Below are 15,176 nucleotides of genomic sequence, written 5' to 3'. Positions count from 1 at the left end.
GGTACACAAATCATAGTCTCTTCTCCATCAGCCCGCGCAGCCAGGGAGCAGCCCGATGACCAGCACCTCCGAACAGCCGCTGATGGTGGCCCGGACGGCGGACACCGGCGAGGACAACCCCTACCTGCTCGGCGTCTACGCTCCCGTCGGCACCGAGATCGACGCCGAAGACCTGCAGGTCATCGGCGAGATCCCGAGGGACCTCAACGGCGTCTACCTGCGCAACGGCCCGAACCCGCGGTTCGCCCCGGAAGGCCGCTACCACTGGTTCGACGGCGACGGCATGATCCACGCGGTCCACCTGGAGAACGGCAAGGCCCGCTACCGCAACCGCTGGATCCGCACCAAGGCCTTCGAAGCCGAGTCCGCCGCCGGCAAGGCGCTCTGGACCGGCGTCATGGAGAACCCGAAGGACAACCCCTTCGGCAATTCCCACGGCCTCGGGCTCAAGGACAACGCCAACACCGACGTCGTCTTCCACCGGGGCCGGATCCTCGCCACCTGGTACCTGTGCGGCTCGCCGTACGCGGTCGACCCGCTTTCGCTGGAGACCCTCGGCGCCGAAGACTTCCTCGGCACGCTGGCCGGCGACATGATGGCCCACCCGAAGGTCGACGAGGCCACCGGCGAGCTGTTCTGGTTCGACTACGGGCCGCGCCCGCCGTACCTGCGCTACGGCGTGATCAGCGCGGACGGCACTGTCGTGACCACCACCGACGTCGAGCTGCCGGGCCCGCGCCTGCCGCACGACATGGCCATCACCGAGCACTACGCGGTGCTGATGGACCTGCCGCTGGTCCAGGACCTGGCGGCGGCGAAGCAGGGGCGGCACAAGCTGCACTTCGACCGCTCGATGCCGAGCCGCTTCGGCGTCCTGCCACGCTACGGAGACGGTAGCCAGGTCCGGTGGTTCGAAGCTAGCCCGTGCTACATCTACCACGTCGTCAACGCCTGGGAGCAGGGCGACGAGGTCGTCCTCGACGTCTGCCGCGTGCAACGCCCGCAGCCGCGCGCCGACGCGCACACGCCGCTCGCGAAGATGCTGTCCTACCTGCGGCTGGACGCCCAGCTGCACCGCTACCGCTTCGACCTGCGGACCGGCGCGTGCCGCGAAAGCGCGCTCGACGACGACAACACCGAGTTCCCGACCGTCGACGCCCGCGGCGTCGGACGGCGGAACCGGTACTCCTACGCGGTGCACATCTCGCCCGAGTCGACGCTGAAGTTCGACGGGCTGGTGCGCCACGACAATCTTGCCGGTACGAAGACCGAATACCGGTTCGGTCCCGGCCGGTGGGGCAGTGAGGCTCCGTTCGCACCCCGCGAAGGAGCACCCGTCGATTCGGCGGACGGGTATCTGGTGACGTTCGTGCAGGACGAGCGCGAGGGACGCTCGGAACTGGACATCTTCGACGCCGCCGACCTCGCTGCCGGACCCGTGGCCAGGGTCCTGCTTCCCCAGCGTGTCCCGCTCGGTTTTCACGCGACCTGGGTCCGGGCGGACCAGCTGGACAACCTCCGCTCATGAGATGCCATCGAGAGGGTCGTGCCCGGGACTTCCGGACACGGGGATGGTGGAGTGCGGGGACGATCGACCAGCTCGTGAAGGAGCGGGTCAGTGCCGACCCGGAGGGTCTCGCGCTGGTCGATCCACCGAACACCACCGCACTGGTCGGACGCGATCCGGTGCGGTGGACCTGGAACCGGCTCGACGAACGCGTCGACGTCCTGGCCGCGTTCCTGCTCGCCAGAGGGGTGCGAGCAGGTGACGTAGTGGCTGTGCAGCTGCCGAACTGCTCGGCCCTGGTCCAGGCGTTCCTCGCGATCGTGCGGATCGGCGCGGTCGTCACCCCGTTCCCGGTGTCCTACCGGGAGCACGAGATGGTTCCGATGTGCCGGCGCACCGGGGCGGTCGGGGTGATCACGGCATCCAGATACGGCGAGCACCCGCTCGCCGGGGCGGCCCTTGGGCTAATCGGCGCTTCGGCGCTGTCGGTCCGGTTCGTCGTCGCCAGAGGGGACGACGAACCGGCCGGCGCCCTGGCCTGGCCCGAAGCTCCCCTGTCCGAAGCGGACAAATCCGCTTTGGACTCGCACCTGACCGAAGCCGACGTGAACGACTGCGTCACGATCTGCTGGACGTCCGGCACCGAAGCCGAGCCGAAGGCCGTGCCGCGCTGCCACGGAGATTGGCTGGCGACCGCCGCCGGCTGCGTCCAGGCCGCCGGGATGACCCGCGACGACGTCCTGCTCTCGCCGTTCCCGATGACGAACATGGCCGGCATCGGCGGCATGTTCCTGCCGTGGCTGCTGACCGGCGCCGTGTTCGTCCCGCACCACCCGTTCGACCTGCCGGTGTTCCTGGGGCAGCTCGCGGCCGAGCGCGTGACCTACACCCTCGCGCCGCCGGCGTTGCTGACCATGCTGCTGCACAACGAGAAGATCCTGTCCGGAGTGGACATTTCGGCCCTGCGGAAGATCGGGTCCGGCTCGGCGCCGCTCTCGCCGTGGCTGGTGCGCACCTGGGCCGAACGGTACGGCATCGACATCATCAACTTCTTCGGCTCGAACGAGGGCACCGCGTTGCTGTCCGGTCCGGTGGACATCCCGGACCCGGACCAGCGCGCGACCTACTTCCCGAACTACGCCTCCGCCGCCACTTGGTCGACCCCGGTGGCCGGGTGGACGTCGGTGCGGCTGCACGACCCGGTCACCGGCGAGCACGTGACCGGACCCGGGCGGCCCGGCGAGCTGCACATCGCCGGGCCGACGGTGTTCGCCGGGTACCTCACTTCGATCGAGGAGCCCCTCGACACGTCGTCCTTCGACGAAGACGGGCACTTCCGCACCGGCGACGTCTTCGAGATCGACGGCGAGCACGGAGAATTCCTGCGGTACGTCGACCGGATGAAGGACCTGGTGATCCGCGGCGGCATGAACATTTCGCCCGCCGAGGTCGAGGGCCTGCTGGCGGGGCACCCGGACGTCGCCGACGTCGGGGTGGTCGGCGTGCCCGACGACGTCATGGGGGAACGGGTGTGCGCGGTCGTCGTGCCCGGCGAACGGAAGCCGACACTGGACGAGCTGGTCGCGTACCTGAGGGAGAAGAAGGTGGCCGCGTTCAAGTTGCCGGAACGGCTCGAATACGCGGACGCCTTGCCGCGCAACCCGGTCGGGAAGATCCTGAAGCGGCGGCTGCGGGAAAGTCTGGAGTGAGGCCATGACGGTGTTCGTGCTGGGCGGGGCGCAGACCGACTTCGCGCGCAACTACGCGAAGGAGGGCTGCGGCATCCTCGAGATGTTCGCCGAGGTGGTGCCCGCCGCCCTGGCGGACGCTGGAGTGAGCGCGAACGACGTCGAGGTCGCCCACGTCGGGAACCTCGCCGCGGAGCTGTTCACCGGCCAGGCCCAGCTGGGCGGCGTGCTGGTCGCCGCGGTGCCGGAGCTCGACGGCGTGCCCAGCACCCGGCACGAAGCCGCGTGCGCGTCCGGCAGCACGGCCGTGCTCGCCGCGTGTGCGGACCTCGAAGCGGGCCGCTACGACTTGGCGCTGGTCGTCGGGGCCGAGCTGATGCGCAACACCGACGGGCAGCGGGCCGCCGAGCACCTCGGGTCCGCCGCGTGGGCCGGTCACGAAGCCGTCTCCGCGAAGTTTGCCTGGCCGGCGCTGTTCGCCGAGGTCGCCGACGCCTACGACGCGCGCTATGGCCTCGATCCCGGGCACCTCGGGCTGTTCGCCGAGCACGCTTTCGCCCGGGCGGCGCGCAATCCGCTGGCGCAGGCCCGCGACTGGCGGTTCCCGGACGGCGCGTTCGGATCCGACGACGTCCTGAACCCGGTCATCGAGGGCCGCCTGCGCAAGCAGGACTGCGGCCGGATCACCGACGGCGCCGCGGCGGTCCTGCTGGCTTCGCCCACGTTCGCCGGCCGGCTCGGTGGTGGCTTCCCGCGCATCGCCGGCTTCGGGCACCGCACCGCGCACATCGGTCTCGCCGAGAAGCTCGCTGCCGGGGGCGAGTACCTGTTCCCGCACCTGCACGGCGCCGTCGCCGACGCCTACCGGCGAGCGGGCCTACCCGGGCCGGACGCGCTCGACGTCGTCGAGCTGCACGACTGTTTCACGATCACCGGCCTGGTCGCCTTGGAGCACCTCGGTGCCGCGCCGCCCGGCGACGGCGGCCGGTTCATCGCCGGCGGCGGGCTCGACGCGGCCGGGATCAACCCGGGCGGCGGCCTGATCGGCCTCGGCCACCCCGTCGGCGCGACCGGCGTCCGCATGCTGCTCGACGCGGCCCGGCAGGTGACCGGCACGGCGGGCGAGACGCAGGTCGACGGCGCGCGGACGGCGTTGACGCTGAACGTCGGCGGCTCGTTCACCACGGTGGTCACCATGATCGTGCAGGCTTCCGCATGAAGCTTTCGGTGTCGCTGGGCCTCTGGCAGGACCGCCCGCCGGAGGAAGCCCTCGAAACCGCGGGCGCCGCCGAGGCCGCGGGCTACTCGGAGCTGTGGATCGGCGAGATGGCGACCTGGGACGCTTTCGCGCTCGGCACCGCGATCGGCGCGGCGACTTCGCGGATCTCGCTGACGTTCGGGCCACTGGCCGTGACCGTGCGCGACCCGGCGACGATCGCCATGGGCGTCGCGTCCGTTGCGGCCCTGACCGGACGGACGACCGGGGTCGCCTTGGGCACGTCCAGCGACGTCGTCGTGCGTGGCTGGCACGGCCGGTCGCGTGCTCGTTCCGCGACGGCGCTGGCGGAGTCCGCGGTCGCCGTCCGGCAGCTGGTTTCCGGTGAGAAGTCCACAGCGGACGGTTCGGTGGTGGGTTCGCACGGCTATCGGTTGCGGCTGCCCGCGCCGAAGTCACCTTTGACGATCGCCGCGTTCGGTCCGAAGGCCCTGGAGGTGGCGGCCAGGCACGCCGACCGGATGGTGGTCAACCTGGTCAGCCCCGCGGCCGCGGAATCCTTGGTACGAGGTCTGCACGAAGCCGCTTCGCGGGCGGGCACCCCGCCCCCGCCAGTGGCCGCCTGGGTGGTCGCCGCGGTGGACCCGGACCCGGCAGCCCTCGAACAGCTGCGGCGCGGAGTGGTCGGCTACCTGGCGGCGCCCGGGTACGGCGAGATGTTCCGCGCGGCGGGCTTCGGCGACCTGGTCGACTTCGCGCGCACGCGCCCGCACCCGCGCGAGCTGCTGGCGGCGGTCCCGGTGGAGGCGATCGCGACGGTGGGCCTTCTCGGTTCGCCGGAGGACATCACGGCGAAGGCGGCCGAGTACGCGGAAGCCGGGATCGACGAGCTGGCGATCGTCCCGGCCACCAGCGACGACGACCCGGGTGGCGCGGAAACTCTCGCCGCGTGTCGATCCGCCGTCGTTCCGTTCGACGCGTAGGCATGACCGAACCCACGAAAACCCAGAACCTCGACCGATCCGGGTCCGCGGCGTTGCCGTGGAGCAGGGCGCGCGACCTCCTCGCCACCCAGACCCCCAAGGAAGACCTGACGTTCTTCGTCGGGACCGTCCGCCCCGACGGGCGGCCGCACGCCGCCGGCGTCGGCGCCATCTGGGTGGACGACACCCTGTACTTCGTGAGCGGGCCCGGCACCCGCCGGGCCCGCAACCTGGCGGCGAACCCGGCGTGCAGCGTGTCGGTGCGGCTGCGCGGCCTCGACGTCACGATGGAAGGCGAGGCCCACCGGGTCGCCGATGCCGAGGTCCTGGAGCGGGTGGCGGCCGTCTACCGCGAGGGCGGCTGGCCCGCGACGGTGGAGGACGGCGGGTTCAACGCGCCGTTCATGGCGGCGAGCGCCGGGCCGGCGCCGTGGCACCTGTACCGGCTCACGCTGCACCGGGCCATCGGCGTCGCCACCGCCGAGCCGCACGGTGCCGCCCGCTGGGACTTCAGCCGCTGATCGCCGCGGCGACCAGCCCGCCGATCGCGGCCATGCCGTCCGCGTTCGGGTGCAGCGGCGCGGCGACCGACGTCGGGATCACGCTCTCGAACCACTTCACGCCGGGCAGCTTGCAGACGTCGTGCCCGATCGAGGCCGTCCGGACGTCGACGTAGCGCGCGTCGTGCGCGGCGGCCTGCCGGGCGAGGGCGGCGTTGGTCTTGTCGACGCTGCCCTGGATGTAGTTCGCATCGCGCGGGGTCAGCGGCGCGATCGGCCAGCAGCCGTTGTGCGGCAGGTAGGTGCCGTAGCCGGCCACGAAGACGTCGGCGTTCGGCGCCTTCGCGTGGATCGCGTCGAGCAGCGCGCCCCACACGGGCTCGAACGCGGCGATCTTCTCGGCCAGCTGGTCGTGGCCGCCGGCGGTGTACCGGTCGACGCAGTCGGGATTGATGCCGGGCAGCAGGTTGATGCAGCTCGTCGCGGCCCCGACCAGGCCGATGTCGTTGCCGCCGATCGTCACGGTCACCGTGCGGGTCTGCTCGCTCAGCGCGTCCAGCTGCGGCGGCACCGCGCCGGACGACGTCTGCTGCGGGGCGGTCATGTCCGCCGTCGTCGCGCCGGAGCACGTGACGTCCTTCAGGGGCACGCCGAGTTCTTTCACGGCGACGTGCGGGTAGTCCGCCAGGGAGCGGAGGCAGCCGGGGGAGGAGAGGTCGGGCGGCAGGATCAGCGGCCCGGCCGCCGCCGAATCCCCCAGTGCCACGTATTCCCCGGCGGTGCCCGCCGCCGCCGTGCCCGCCGTCGCGCCCGCCAGCGCGATGACCATGATCGCGATGAACGCCGTCGTCCTCACTCGCACGCCGTCCTCCTTGACACGCTGTTCTCTTGACGCAGTGCTGATTGTTGGTCTCCGTGACACCATCGGCACCGGGCGTGGCCGGATTGACTGGGAATCCGGGCAGAGAACGGGGGGATCGGTTGTGACCGAGCACAAGCGCGGCGGGGACCTCACCCTCGGCGGGCAGCGCGTGCACGAGCGGCTCACCCGGGAGGAACCCGAGCTGATCGCCCGGGTGCTCGCGCGGATCCAGGCCGAGGTCGCCGACTACCGGCGGCTGCCGGTGGAGGAACTGGCCGGCGACATCGCGGGCATCACGCGGCAGGCGGTGCGGGCGTTCGCGCGCAGCCTGCGCGAGGATCGCGAGCTGAACGCGGCCGAGCTGCGGCAGGTCGGCGCGTCCGCGGTCCGCCGCGCGGAAGAGGGCTTTCCGCTGGAGGCCGTGCTGACCGCGTACCACGTCGGCGCGCGGGAGATCTTCGCCGTCGGCTCCGCTTCGTCGGGCAGCGCGGACGTCGCCGATCTTCTCGACGTCGCGGACCGGGTGCTGGCGTTCGTCGGCACGGTCACCGGCGCCGTGACGCGGGGGTACCTGGAGGAGCTGCGGACGAAGGTCGGGCAGGAGCACACCGCGCGCCGGACGCTGCTGTCGGTGCTCGTCGACGGCGGCCCGGTCGATGTCGTCGCCCGCAGCGCCGGGATCGCGCTGCCCGCGCGGTACGTCGTGCTGAGCGTCGAACTCGGGCCGCACGCCGACGAGGAGTCGCCGGGGGTGGACGCCGAGATCGCCGTCCGCCGCAAGCTCCGCCGGTTCCTGGCGGCGTTCGAGCAGGCGTGCGGTGACGGCGTGCTGGCGTCCCTGGACGGTCCGGGCGGGCTCGTCCTGCTCCCGGTCGCGGGCCGGCTGACCTCGATGCCGGAGTGGCACGCGGTGCTGGCCGCGGCCGGGCGCGCGGCGGGGGTGACCGTGCTGGCGGCGGCGGAACCGGCGGCCCCGGCGGAGGTCCGGGCGGTGGCCGCGCAGACCGGCGAGGTGCTGGACGTGCTGCGGTGGTTCGGCCGGCCGCCGGGGCTGTACCGCCTCGACGACGTCCTGGTCGAGTACCAGCTGACCCGCCCGGGAGCGGCCCGCGACCGCCTCGCGGCGGCGCTCGACCCCCTGGAAGCCCACCCGGAGCTGGTCGAAACGCTGGACGCGTACCTGGCCCTGGACACGAACCGCCGCCGCACGGCGGCCCAGCTCCACATCCACCCCAACACGGTCGACTACCGCCTCCGCCGCGTCCGCGACCTGACGGGCATCGACCCGCTCAACCCGGCAGGCCTGCCCCGCATCATCGCGGCCGTGGCCGCCCGCCGCGCGACCCGCCCCCACCGCTGACGTGTCGTCCACCCAGGTACGCGTGTCGTCCCTTCAAGCACGCGAGTCGACCCTCTGATCACGCGAGTCGACCCTCCATCACGGGGCTCGCAGTACCCGGTCGGCGAACTCGCGTACCCGGACGGACGACTCGCGTACCTGGACGGACGACACGCGTGTCTGGAGGGACGACACGCGTGATGGGGAGGTCGACACGGCGGCGCGGGCGAGGAGGCCGGTGACCAGGGCCGAGGCGAGGACGAGCGCGGCGAGACGGGCCGGCGCGTCGAAGGTGAGCTCGCCGAGGCGGCCGAGGACGAAACCCGTGTGGAGGGCCCAGGCGACCACCGTCACCGCCGTTGCCGCCAAGGGGGGACTTCGGTGAGCAACAGCCAGGACGACCGCTCCCAGGGTGACGAGCGCGTACCAGGGGTGGCCCGTCGCCCCGGCCAGGTCCGCCACGATCACCGCGGCGACGGCGGCCACGCACCCGAACGGAAATCCGAAGCCCTCTGTCATCCGTCCAGTCCAGTCCCGGGGACGACGACGAGCGTGGGCCAGGACACATTCTCTACACCGAGCTCCGGGATCTTTACGATTCATTTACCTCGCGCGGCTACGCCCTCGATGGCGTCGGCGAGCTCGGGCCAGACCGCGCGCGGCACGTTGTGCCCCATGCCCGGGATCACGACCAGCTCCGCGCCCGGGATTGCCTCGGCCGTCGCCTTGCCGCCGCTCACGTTGATCAGCGGGTCGGCGTCGCCGTGGACGACCAATGCCGGGAGCCGCACCGAACGCAGCCCGGCCGTGCGGTCGCCGGACGCCACGACCGCCGCCGCGTGGCGCAGCGTGCCCACCGGGTGGCGGGCGCGGTCGTAGTGCAGGGCCGCCTTGGCCAGCAGGAACGCCTCGTCGTCCGGGTAGCCGGGGGAGCCGAGCCGCCGGTAGCCCTCGACGCTGTCGGCCAGCGCCTGCTCACGCGTCGACGCCGGCGGCCGGGTCAGCATCGCCAGCGCCCACGGCTCGGCCTGCCCGACTTCCCGGTCGCCGGTGGTCGACATGATCGACGTGATCGACCGCAGCCGGTCCGGGTGGTCGATGGCCAGCTGCTGCACGATCATCCCGCCCATCGACGCCCCGACCACGTGCGCCCGGTCGATGCCGAGCGCGTCGAACAGCCCGACGGCGTCGTCGGCCATGTCCGACAGCGTGTACGGCGCCGTCGGCGAATCGCCGGCCGCCAGCGCGGCGAGGTCCGGCGGGGGCAGGTGGTCGAGCCAGGTGGAGAGCCCGACGTCCCGGTTGTCGTAACGCACGACGAAAAACCCGCGACCGGCGAGCAATTCGCAGAACCCGTCCTCCCAGGTGATCATCTGGGCGCCGAGGCCCATCACCAGGACCAGCGGCGGGGCCGCCGGATCGCCGAAAGTGTCGTACTCGAGCTCGAGACCGTTGGCCTGTGCGCGTGCCATACCCCGATCCTGCCGTACCCGCGCGGAGCTGGCACCGGCCCGGGCGGTGCGGTTACCGTTACCCCCCATGCCGACCTCATCCTCGGGCACGGGACAGCGCCCCCGGTCGCGGGCCGCGGCGGGACTGCCCGCGCTGACAGCCGATTGCATCGTCAGCGCGGCCACGGCCCTCACCGCCCAGCGCGGCCTGGACAACTGGACCCTGCGGGAGCTCGCCCGCTCGGTCGAGGCCTACCCGGCGGTGATCTACCACCATGTCGGCGACCGGGACGCGGTGGTGAACGCCGTCGTCGACCGGGTCGTCGGGCTGCTGGAGCTGCCGGAGGAACAGCTGCCGTGGCAGGAGTGGTTCACCGAGCTGCTGGCCGGCCTGCGCGCGGTGCTGCGGACCTATCCGGGGTGCGCGCGGCGGCTGGCGTTGTTCGGCCCGTCCGTCAAGGCGGCCACGCGCACCATCGACGCGGGCGTCGGCGTGCTGCTGGCCGCCGGGTTCGGCCGCGAAAGCGTGCTGGCCTACAACCTGCTGCTGATGACCGCGTGCCAGTTCGTCGCGATGGAGGACGACCGCGACGGCGCGCTCGCGCTCCGGATCGACAACACCGAGGAGTACGCGACCTACCGCGAGCGGGCCGACCTGCCCGGGATGGCCGAGCTGGGTGCGGCGATGCACGACCTGATGGGCGACCCGGATCTCGCCTCGGGCTATTACGCGCAGCTCTACGACTATGCCGTTCGGCGGTGCCTCGACGGGCTCGCGCACCGCCTGGACGAACTTCGTAATCCGGACATCTCGGGTTGACAGCAACTTGACAGTGCCTCGGCGTACCGTGGGCCTGCGTCGGTGGTTCGCCCACTGACCCGGAGCCCCTGGCGCCCTCCTCCCCCTCGTGGCGCCGGGGGCTTCGGTCTACCCGGGGTCGCCCTGCCGCGGCGCCGGGGGGCCGGTGCGCGGCGGCTCGGCCTGGATGGCCGGGAAGATCTCGCCGACCAGGGTCACCAGTGACTTCGACAGCAGCAGGTGCACCTGGTCGCGCGTCAGCGAGCGGCGCACGAGCCACTCCCGGCCCGCCGCCTTCACCATCCCGCCGAACGCGCGCACCAGGGCGTTGAGCTCCGGCCCGTGGTCGCTCTCCCGGGACAGCCCGACGGCCTCCAGCACGCGGTCGGCGGATTCGCGGTCGGCTTCTTCGAGGATGCGCTCCACCTCGAGGTCGCGGCCGATGCCCTCGGGGGCGATCGCGGCCAGCCACATCCGCTCCTGGCTGGTGACCATGTCGAGGAACCACTCGATGGCGACGTCGGCGCGCAAATCGAGCGGCCCGTCGGGGAGGATCTCGACGGCCAGCCGCGGCACGGTCAGCGCGCGGCGGATGATTTCCAGGTACAGCTCGCGTTTCGTGCCGAAGTAGTGGTTGATCAGCCCCCGCGCGACGCCGGCCGCCGCGGCTATGTCCGAAGTGGACACTGCGGAATACGGGCGCTCGCCGAAGAGCCGCGCCGCACAGGTGTAGATCTGTTCCTTCCGTTCGTCCGGTTCCAGTCTTCGCCATCTCGGCGCCGGCTCGGTGTTCATCCGCCCATCGTCGCACGGGCCGTTGCGCCGGGCAGGGTAGTCAGCACGATGTCGGATGTCCTCCCACGATCGGGGCACGGTCAGTCCGGGAGAGTGATCGGCGCGATGTCCGCGAAGCCGTCACCCGGCCCGGGGTTCGCCGGATCGGTTGCCCCGCCGAAGTGGTGCAGCACGCCCCACACCGCGTTGAGCGCCGTCTGCACCGCGCCCTCCGCCCAGCCCGCCGTCCACGAGATGTCGTCGCCCGCCAGGAACAGGCCCCGGTACCGCGGCGGCAGCTCGTCCTGCACGAAGTGCGTGAACAGCCGCTGCTGGTAGCGGTAGTGGCCGGGCAGGTTCGCCTTGAACGCGCCCATGAAGTGCGGTTCGGCCTCCCAGGACACGGTGACCGGGTCGCCGATGATGTGCCGCCGGACGTCGACGCCGGGGTAGATCTCGCGCAGCGACTGGAGCATCACCTCGACGCGCTCGCCCACCGGGAGCGGCAGCCACTTCAGCGAGTCGTCGGCCCACGTGTAGGACAGGCAGATCACCGCGGGCGCGGCCGGGTCGTCACCGAGCAGGTAGGTGCCGCGCGGCATCCGGTCGGTGAGCGTCATGCTCATCGCGTCGCGGCCGGTCGCCGGGTCGCGGTCCAGCCAGAACGGCCGGTCGACCGGCACGAACACCTTCGATGACGCCATGTAGTGCGTGCGCTCGATCGCCGTCCAGTGGTCGATCGGGAACAGTGCTTCGTCGCACTCGATGTTGGACAGCAGCATCCAGCTCTGCGCGGTGAACACCGCGGCCGGGAACGTCCGGATGTGCCCTTCGGTGTCCGTCACGGTGATGTTGCCGGGTGCGGTGCGGTGCAGCCGCGCGACGCCGGGTCGCGGACGGCCGCCGTGCAGGGTGCTCAGGCTGGTGCCCGCCGGCCAGAAAGCGGAGTCTTGCGGGGCGTGCTCCCACAACCGCAGGGGGAGCTGCCTGCTGCCCCCGACGATGCTGCGGTGCTCGTCGTCGGCTCCGGTGTAGACGACGCGCAGGATCTCCAGGATGGAGTTCGGGAAGTCGGTGTCCCAGCCGCCGGTGCCGAAGCCGACCTGGCCGAAGATTTCGCGGTGGCGGAAGGAGGCGAAGGCGGGGGAGTCGCAGAGGAACCCGTAGAACGTCTGGTTGTCCAGCCGCGGGACGAGGTCGTTCCACAGCCGCTTGATCGTCTTCGCGTCGCGGTCGCGGATCGCCGTCTGCATCTCGGCGAAACAGGCGTGCTCGGCCAGGGTCCGGTCCCACGCCGCGGCGACTTCGCGGAAGACGGCGGGCAGCTCCTCGGGTGTGCGCGCGTAGTGGCTCCGCCCCTTCAGATCGACGACCGTGCTCGGCGTCCCCGGCGCCAGCGGGTTCGGGAACGGCGTGGTTTCGAGCCCCACCTTGTCGATGTAGTGGAACAGCGCGGTCGACGCGGGCGGGAAGCGCATCGCGCCCATCTCGGCGACGAGGTCGTCCGGGCAGCCGGGGAACCGCACGGTCCGCAGCCGGCCGCCGAGCTCGGCGACTTCGTACACCACCGGCCGCAGGCCCAGCTTCATGAGCTCGTACGCAGTGACGACGCCGGAGAGGCCGCCGCCGATCACCGCCACCTCGGTGCCGTGCCGCTCGGCGGGCAGCGAGCCGAGGCCGGCGGGGTGGGCGAGGTAGTCGTCGTAGGCGAACGGGAAGTCCGGGCCGAACATCGTGATCGGGCGGCCGGCCGGTTCGTCGTGGTGGATCGCGGTCGGGACGGCGGAGGTCATGCGGTGGTTCCCCGGTACAGTTCGGGCCGTCGGTCGGCCAGGTGGGTGTTCTCCAGGCGGGACGCGGCCAGTGCCTCCCGCGTGACGTCGGCGGCGATCACCCCGGGCCCGGATCCGGCGCGGGCCAGCACCTCGCCGGTCGGGGCCACGACGCACGACCGCCCGCAGTAGGTCAGCTCGCGCTCGGTGTCGCAGCGGTTCGCGTAGGCGACGAACAGCTGGCTTTCGTAGGCCCGCGCGGGCACGAGCGTGTCGGCGACCAGCTCGTACGGGCTCATCAGCGCCGTCGGCACGACCAGCAGTTCGGTGCCGGCGAGCGCGTGCGCGCGGACCAGCTCCGGGAATTCGACGTCGTAGCAGATGAGCAGCCCGACCCGGACGCCGTCGAGCTCGGCCTGCACCACGGCTTCGTCGCCGGGGGTGAACCACGCTTTGTCGAGGTCGCCGAAGAGGTGCGTCTTGCGGTAGTTCGCGAGCCGGCGGCCGGTCGCGTCGACGAGCTGGACGCTGTTGTAGACGTGCTCGCCGTCGGTTTCCGGGTAGCCGTACGCCAGTGCGGTGCCCCGTTGCCGCGCCAGCGCGGACATCCGGGCCGCCGTGGGCCCGTCGGCGGGTTCGGCGAGCTCGTGCGTGCGCGCGCCGATGTGGTAGCCCGTCGTGATCATCTCCGCGGTGACCACGAGGTCGGCGTCGATCCGGGGCAGCTCGCCGAGCGGGCCCTGGTGGATGGCGACCCTCATGCCAGCCTCGACTTCCGGATCCCGTAGCCGAAGTAGATCAGCAGGCCCAGGACCATCCAGGCGCCGAAGACCAGCCAGGTGGCGCCGTCGAGGCTGAGCATCATGTACCCGCAGCAGAGCACGCCCAGGACCGGCGTCACCGGCGAAAGCGGGACGCGGAACGAGCGCGGGCGGTCGGGCTGGCGCTTGCGGAGCAGCAGGACCGCGACGTTGACCAGGCCGAACGCGAACAGCGTCCCGATGCTGGTGGCGTCGGCCAGCTTCCCCAGCGGGATGAAGGCGGCCAGGATCGCGACGAAGGCCGAGACGACCAGGGTGTTGATCCGCGGGGAGCCGGTCTTCACGTCCACTTTGGACAGGGCGGCCGGGACGAGGCCGTCGCGGGACATCGCGAACAGGATCCGCGTCTGTCCGTAGAGGACGGTCAGCACGACGCTGGAGATCGCCACGATCGCGCCGACGGCCAGCAGGCCGGCCCAGAACGGGTTGTCCGAGACGACGTCGAGCACGTGCGAAAGCGCGGCCTCCTGGCCGTCGAACTGCTGCCACGGCAGGGCGCCGACCGCGGCCACCGCGACCAGGCAGTACAGCACGGTGACGATGCCGAGCGAGAGCAGGATCGCGCGCGGCAGGTCGCGTTGCGGGTTCTTCGCCTCCTCGCCGGCCGTCGACGCCGCGTCGAAGCCGATGTAGGAGAAGAACAGCTTGGCACCGCCGGCGCTCAGCCCGGCCAGCCCGAGCGGCAGGAACGGCGTGAAGTTCTTCGCCTGCACCGCGCTGAAGGCGATCGCGCAGAACAGCACCAGCGTGGCGATCTTGACCACGACCATGACCGCGTTGGCCCGCGCGCTCTCCTTGGCGCCGGACAGCAGCAGGAGCATCGCGAGGACGACGACGAGGATGGCGGGCACGTTGACGACCCCGCCCGAGCCCGGAGGCTGGCTCAGCGCATCGGGGATGGCGAAGCCGAAGGCCAGCCGCAGCAGCTCGTTGAGGTACTGCCCCCAGCCGACGGCGACCGAAGCGACCGAGACGCCGTATTCGAGCACCAGGCACCACCCGCAGACCCAGGCGACGAGCTCGCCGAGCGTGGCGTAGGTGTAGGAGTAGGACGAACCGGACAGCGGGATCATCCCGGCGAGCTCGGCGTAGGACAGCGCCGAGAACAACGCCGTGACGCCGGCGAGCACGAAGGAGAGCACCACCGCCGGGCCGGCCACCGGGACGGCTTCGCCGAGCACGACGAAGATGCCGCTGCCCAGCGTCGCCCCGATGCTGAGCATGGTGAGCTGCCCGAGGCCGAGCGACCGCTTCAACGTGCCATGATCACCTTCGGCGACCAGGTCGGCGACCGGTTTCCGCCGCACCGTCGCGGCTCGCAGAGTCATGCCGACGACGGTAACGGTCGTTTCCGGAGCGCAAAACAGGAGAACATTGCTCGTACAGATGAATCACAGGTGATTCATTGCACAGCGTGGGCAGCTCGCGGCGATTCGTTTCTTCTTCCGGGTGGCTGATCCCGAG

14 protein-coding genes are annotated in these 15,176 nt (G+C 71.7%); 7 read left to right on the top strand and 7 right to left on the bottom strand.

All coding sequences use genetic code 11. From position 1 onward, the window contains the following. Window positions 1–55: 55 nt before the first annotated feature. The 5 genes from QRY02_RS25560 to QRY02_RS25540 are packed head-to-tail and all read left to right on the top strand — an operon-like array spanning window position 56 to window position 5,915. Entirely contained in the window at window positions 56–1,528 is a 1,473-nt protein-coding gene (locus QRY02_RS25560; RefSeq protein WP_285985386.1) for a carotenoid oxygenase family protein, read from the top strand. After that, window positions 1,525–3,216: a class I adenylate-forming enzyme family protein gene (locus QRY02_RS25555; protein ID WP_353067987.1), complete on the top strand. Its 1,692-nt coding sequence runs from the start codon at window positions 1,525–1,527 to the stop codon at window positions 3,214–3,216. Before QRY02_RS25560 ends, QRY02_RS25555 begins: the two co-directional genes overlap by 4 nt. 4 nt (window positions 3,217–3,220) lie before the next feature. Next, entirely contained in the window at window positions 3,221–4,414 is a 1,194-nt protein-coding gene (locus QRY02_RS25550; protein ID WP_285985384.1) for an acetyl-CoA acetyltransferase, read from the top strand. Continuing rightward, window positions 4,411–5,394 carry an LLM class F420-dependent oxidoreductase gene (locus QRY02_RS25545; protein ID WP_285985383.1) on the top strand — a complete coding sequence of 328 codons (984 nt, stop codon included), beginning with the start codon at window positions 4,411–4,413 and terminating at the stop codon, window positions 5,392–5,394. The genes QRY02_RS25550 and QRY02_RS25545 overlap by 4 nt, the downstream gene beginning before the upstream one ends. Before the next feature lie 2 nt (window positions 5,395–5,396). Then, a complete protein-coding gene (locus QRY02_RS25540; protein WP_285985382.1) occupies window positions 5,397–5,915 on the top strand; it encodes a pyridoxamine 5'-phosphate oxidase family protein in 519 nt (172 codons plus the stop codon). Here QRY02_RS25540 and QRY02_RS25535 read toward each other — a convergent pair. Then, window positions 5,905–6,750: an SGNH/GDSL hydrolase family protein gene (locus QRY02_RS25535; protein ID WP_285993914.1), complete on the bottom strand. Its 846-nt coding sequence runs from the start codon at window positions 6,748–6,750 to the stop codon at window positions 5,905–5,907. The genes QRY02_RS25540 and QRY02_RS25535 overlap by 11 nt on opposite strands. Before the next feature lie 127 nt (window positions 6,751–6,877). On the opposite strand from QRY02_RS25535, the gene QRY02_RS25530 reads away from it, so the two are divergent. Further along, window positions 6,878–8,116 (top strand): PucR family transcriptional regulator, encoded by a 1,239-nt coding sequence (locus tag QRY02_RS25530; protein ID WP_285985381.1) that lies wholly within the window; start codon window positions 6,878–6,880, stop codon window positions 8,114–8,116. A gap of 78 nt (window positions 8,117–8,194) precedes the next feature. Here QRY02_RS25530 and QRY02_RS25525 read toward each other — a convergent pair whose 3' ends face one another. Continuing rightward, window positions 8,195–8,614 (bottom strand): hypothetical protein, encoded by a 420-nt coding sequence (locus QRY02_RS25525; RefSeq protein WP_285985380.1) that lies wholly within the window; start codon window positions 8,612–8,614, stop codon window positions 8,195–8,197. An 80-nt stretch (window positions 8,615–8,694) separates the two neighbouring features. Next, window positions 8,695–9,567: an alpha/beta fold hydrolase gene (locus QRY02_RS25520; RefSeq protein WP_285985379.1), complete on the bottom strand. Its 873-nt coding sequence runs from the start codon at window positions 9,565–9,567 to the stop codon at window positions 8,695–8,697. A gap of 67 nt (window positions 9,568–9,634) precedes the next feature. Between QRY02_RS25520 and QRY02_RS25515 the strand changes: the two genes are divergently transcribed. Next, on the top strand, window positions 9,635–10,366 hold the full coding sequence (locus QRY02_RS25515) for a TetR/AcrR family transcriptional regulator (protein WP_285985378.1): 732 nt from the start codon (window positions 9,635–9,637) through the stop codon (window positions 10,364–10,366). 108 nt (window positions 10,367–10,474) lie between these two features. On the opposite strand, the gene QRY02_RS25510 is transcribed toward QRY02_RS25515, so the two are convergent. The 4 genes from QRY02_RS25510 to QRY02_RS25495 form a co-directional block, all read right to left on the bottom strand. Continuing rightward, window positions 10,475–11,140, bottom strand: coding sequence for a TetR/AcrR family transcriptional regulator (locus QRY02_RS25510; RefSeq protein ID WP_285985377.1), 666 nt, complete (start codon window positions 11,138–11,140; stop codon window positions 10,475–10,477). Between the two features lie 80 nt (window positions 11,141–11,220). Then, entirely contained in the window at window positions 11,221–12,912 is a 1,692-nt protein-coding gene (locus QRY02_RS25505) for a flavin monoamine oxidase family protein (protein ID WP_285985376.1), read from the bottom strand. Further along, on the bottom strand, window positions 12,909–13,652 hold the full coding sequence (locus tag QRY02_RS25500) for a carbon-nitrogen hydrolase family protein (RefSeq protein ID WP_285985375.1): 744 nt from the start codon (window positions 13,650–13,652) through the stop codon (window positions 12,909–12,911). Before QRY02_RS25500 ends, QRY02_RS25505 begins: the two co-directional genes overlap by 4 nt. Further along, window positions 13,649–15,040: an amino acid permease gene (locus QRY02_RS25495; protein WP_285985374.1), complete on the bottom strand. Its 1,392-nt coding sequence runs from the start codon at window positions 15,038–15,040 to the stop codon at window positions 13,649–13,651. Before QRY02_RS25495 ends, QRY02_RS25500 begins: the two co-directional genes overlap by 4 nt. Between the last annotated feature and the right edge of the window lie 136 nt (window positions 15,041–15,176).

This window comes from Amycolatopsis sp. DG1A-15b, assembly GCF_030285645.1.
GTDB lineage: Bacteria > Actinomycetota > Actinomycetes > Mycobacteriales > Pseudonocardiaceae > Amycolatopsis.
The sequence above is the reverse complement of the archived record's forward strand: the minus strand, read 5'-3'. Positions and strand labels throughout refer to the sequence as shown.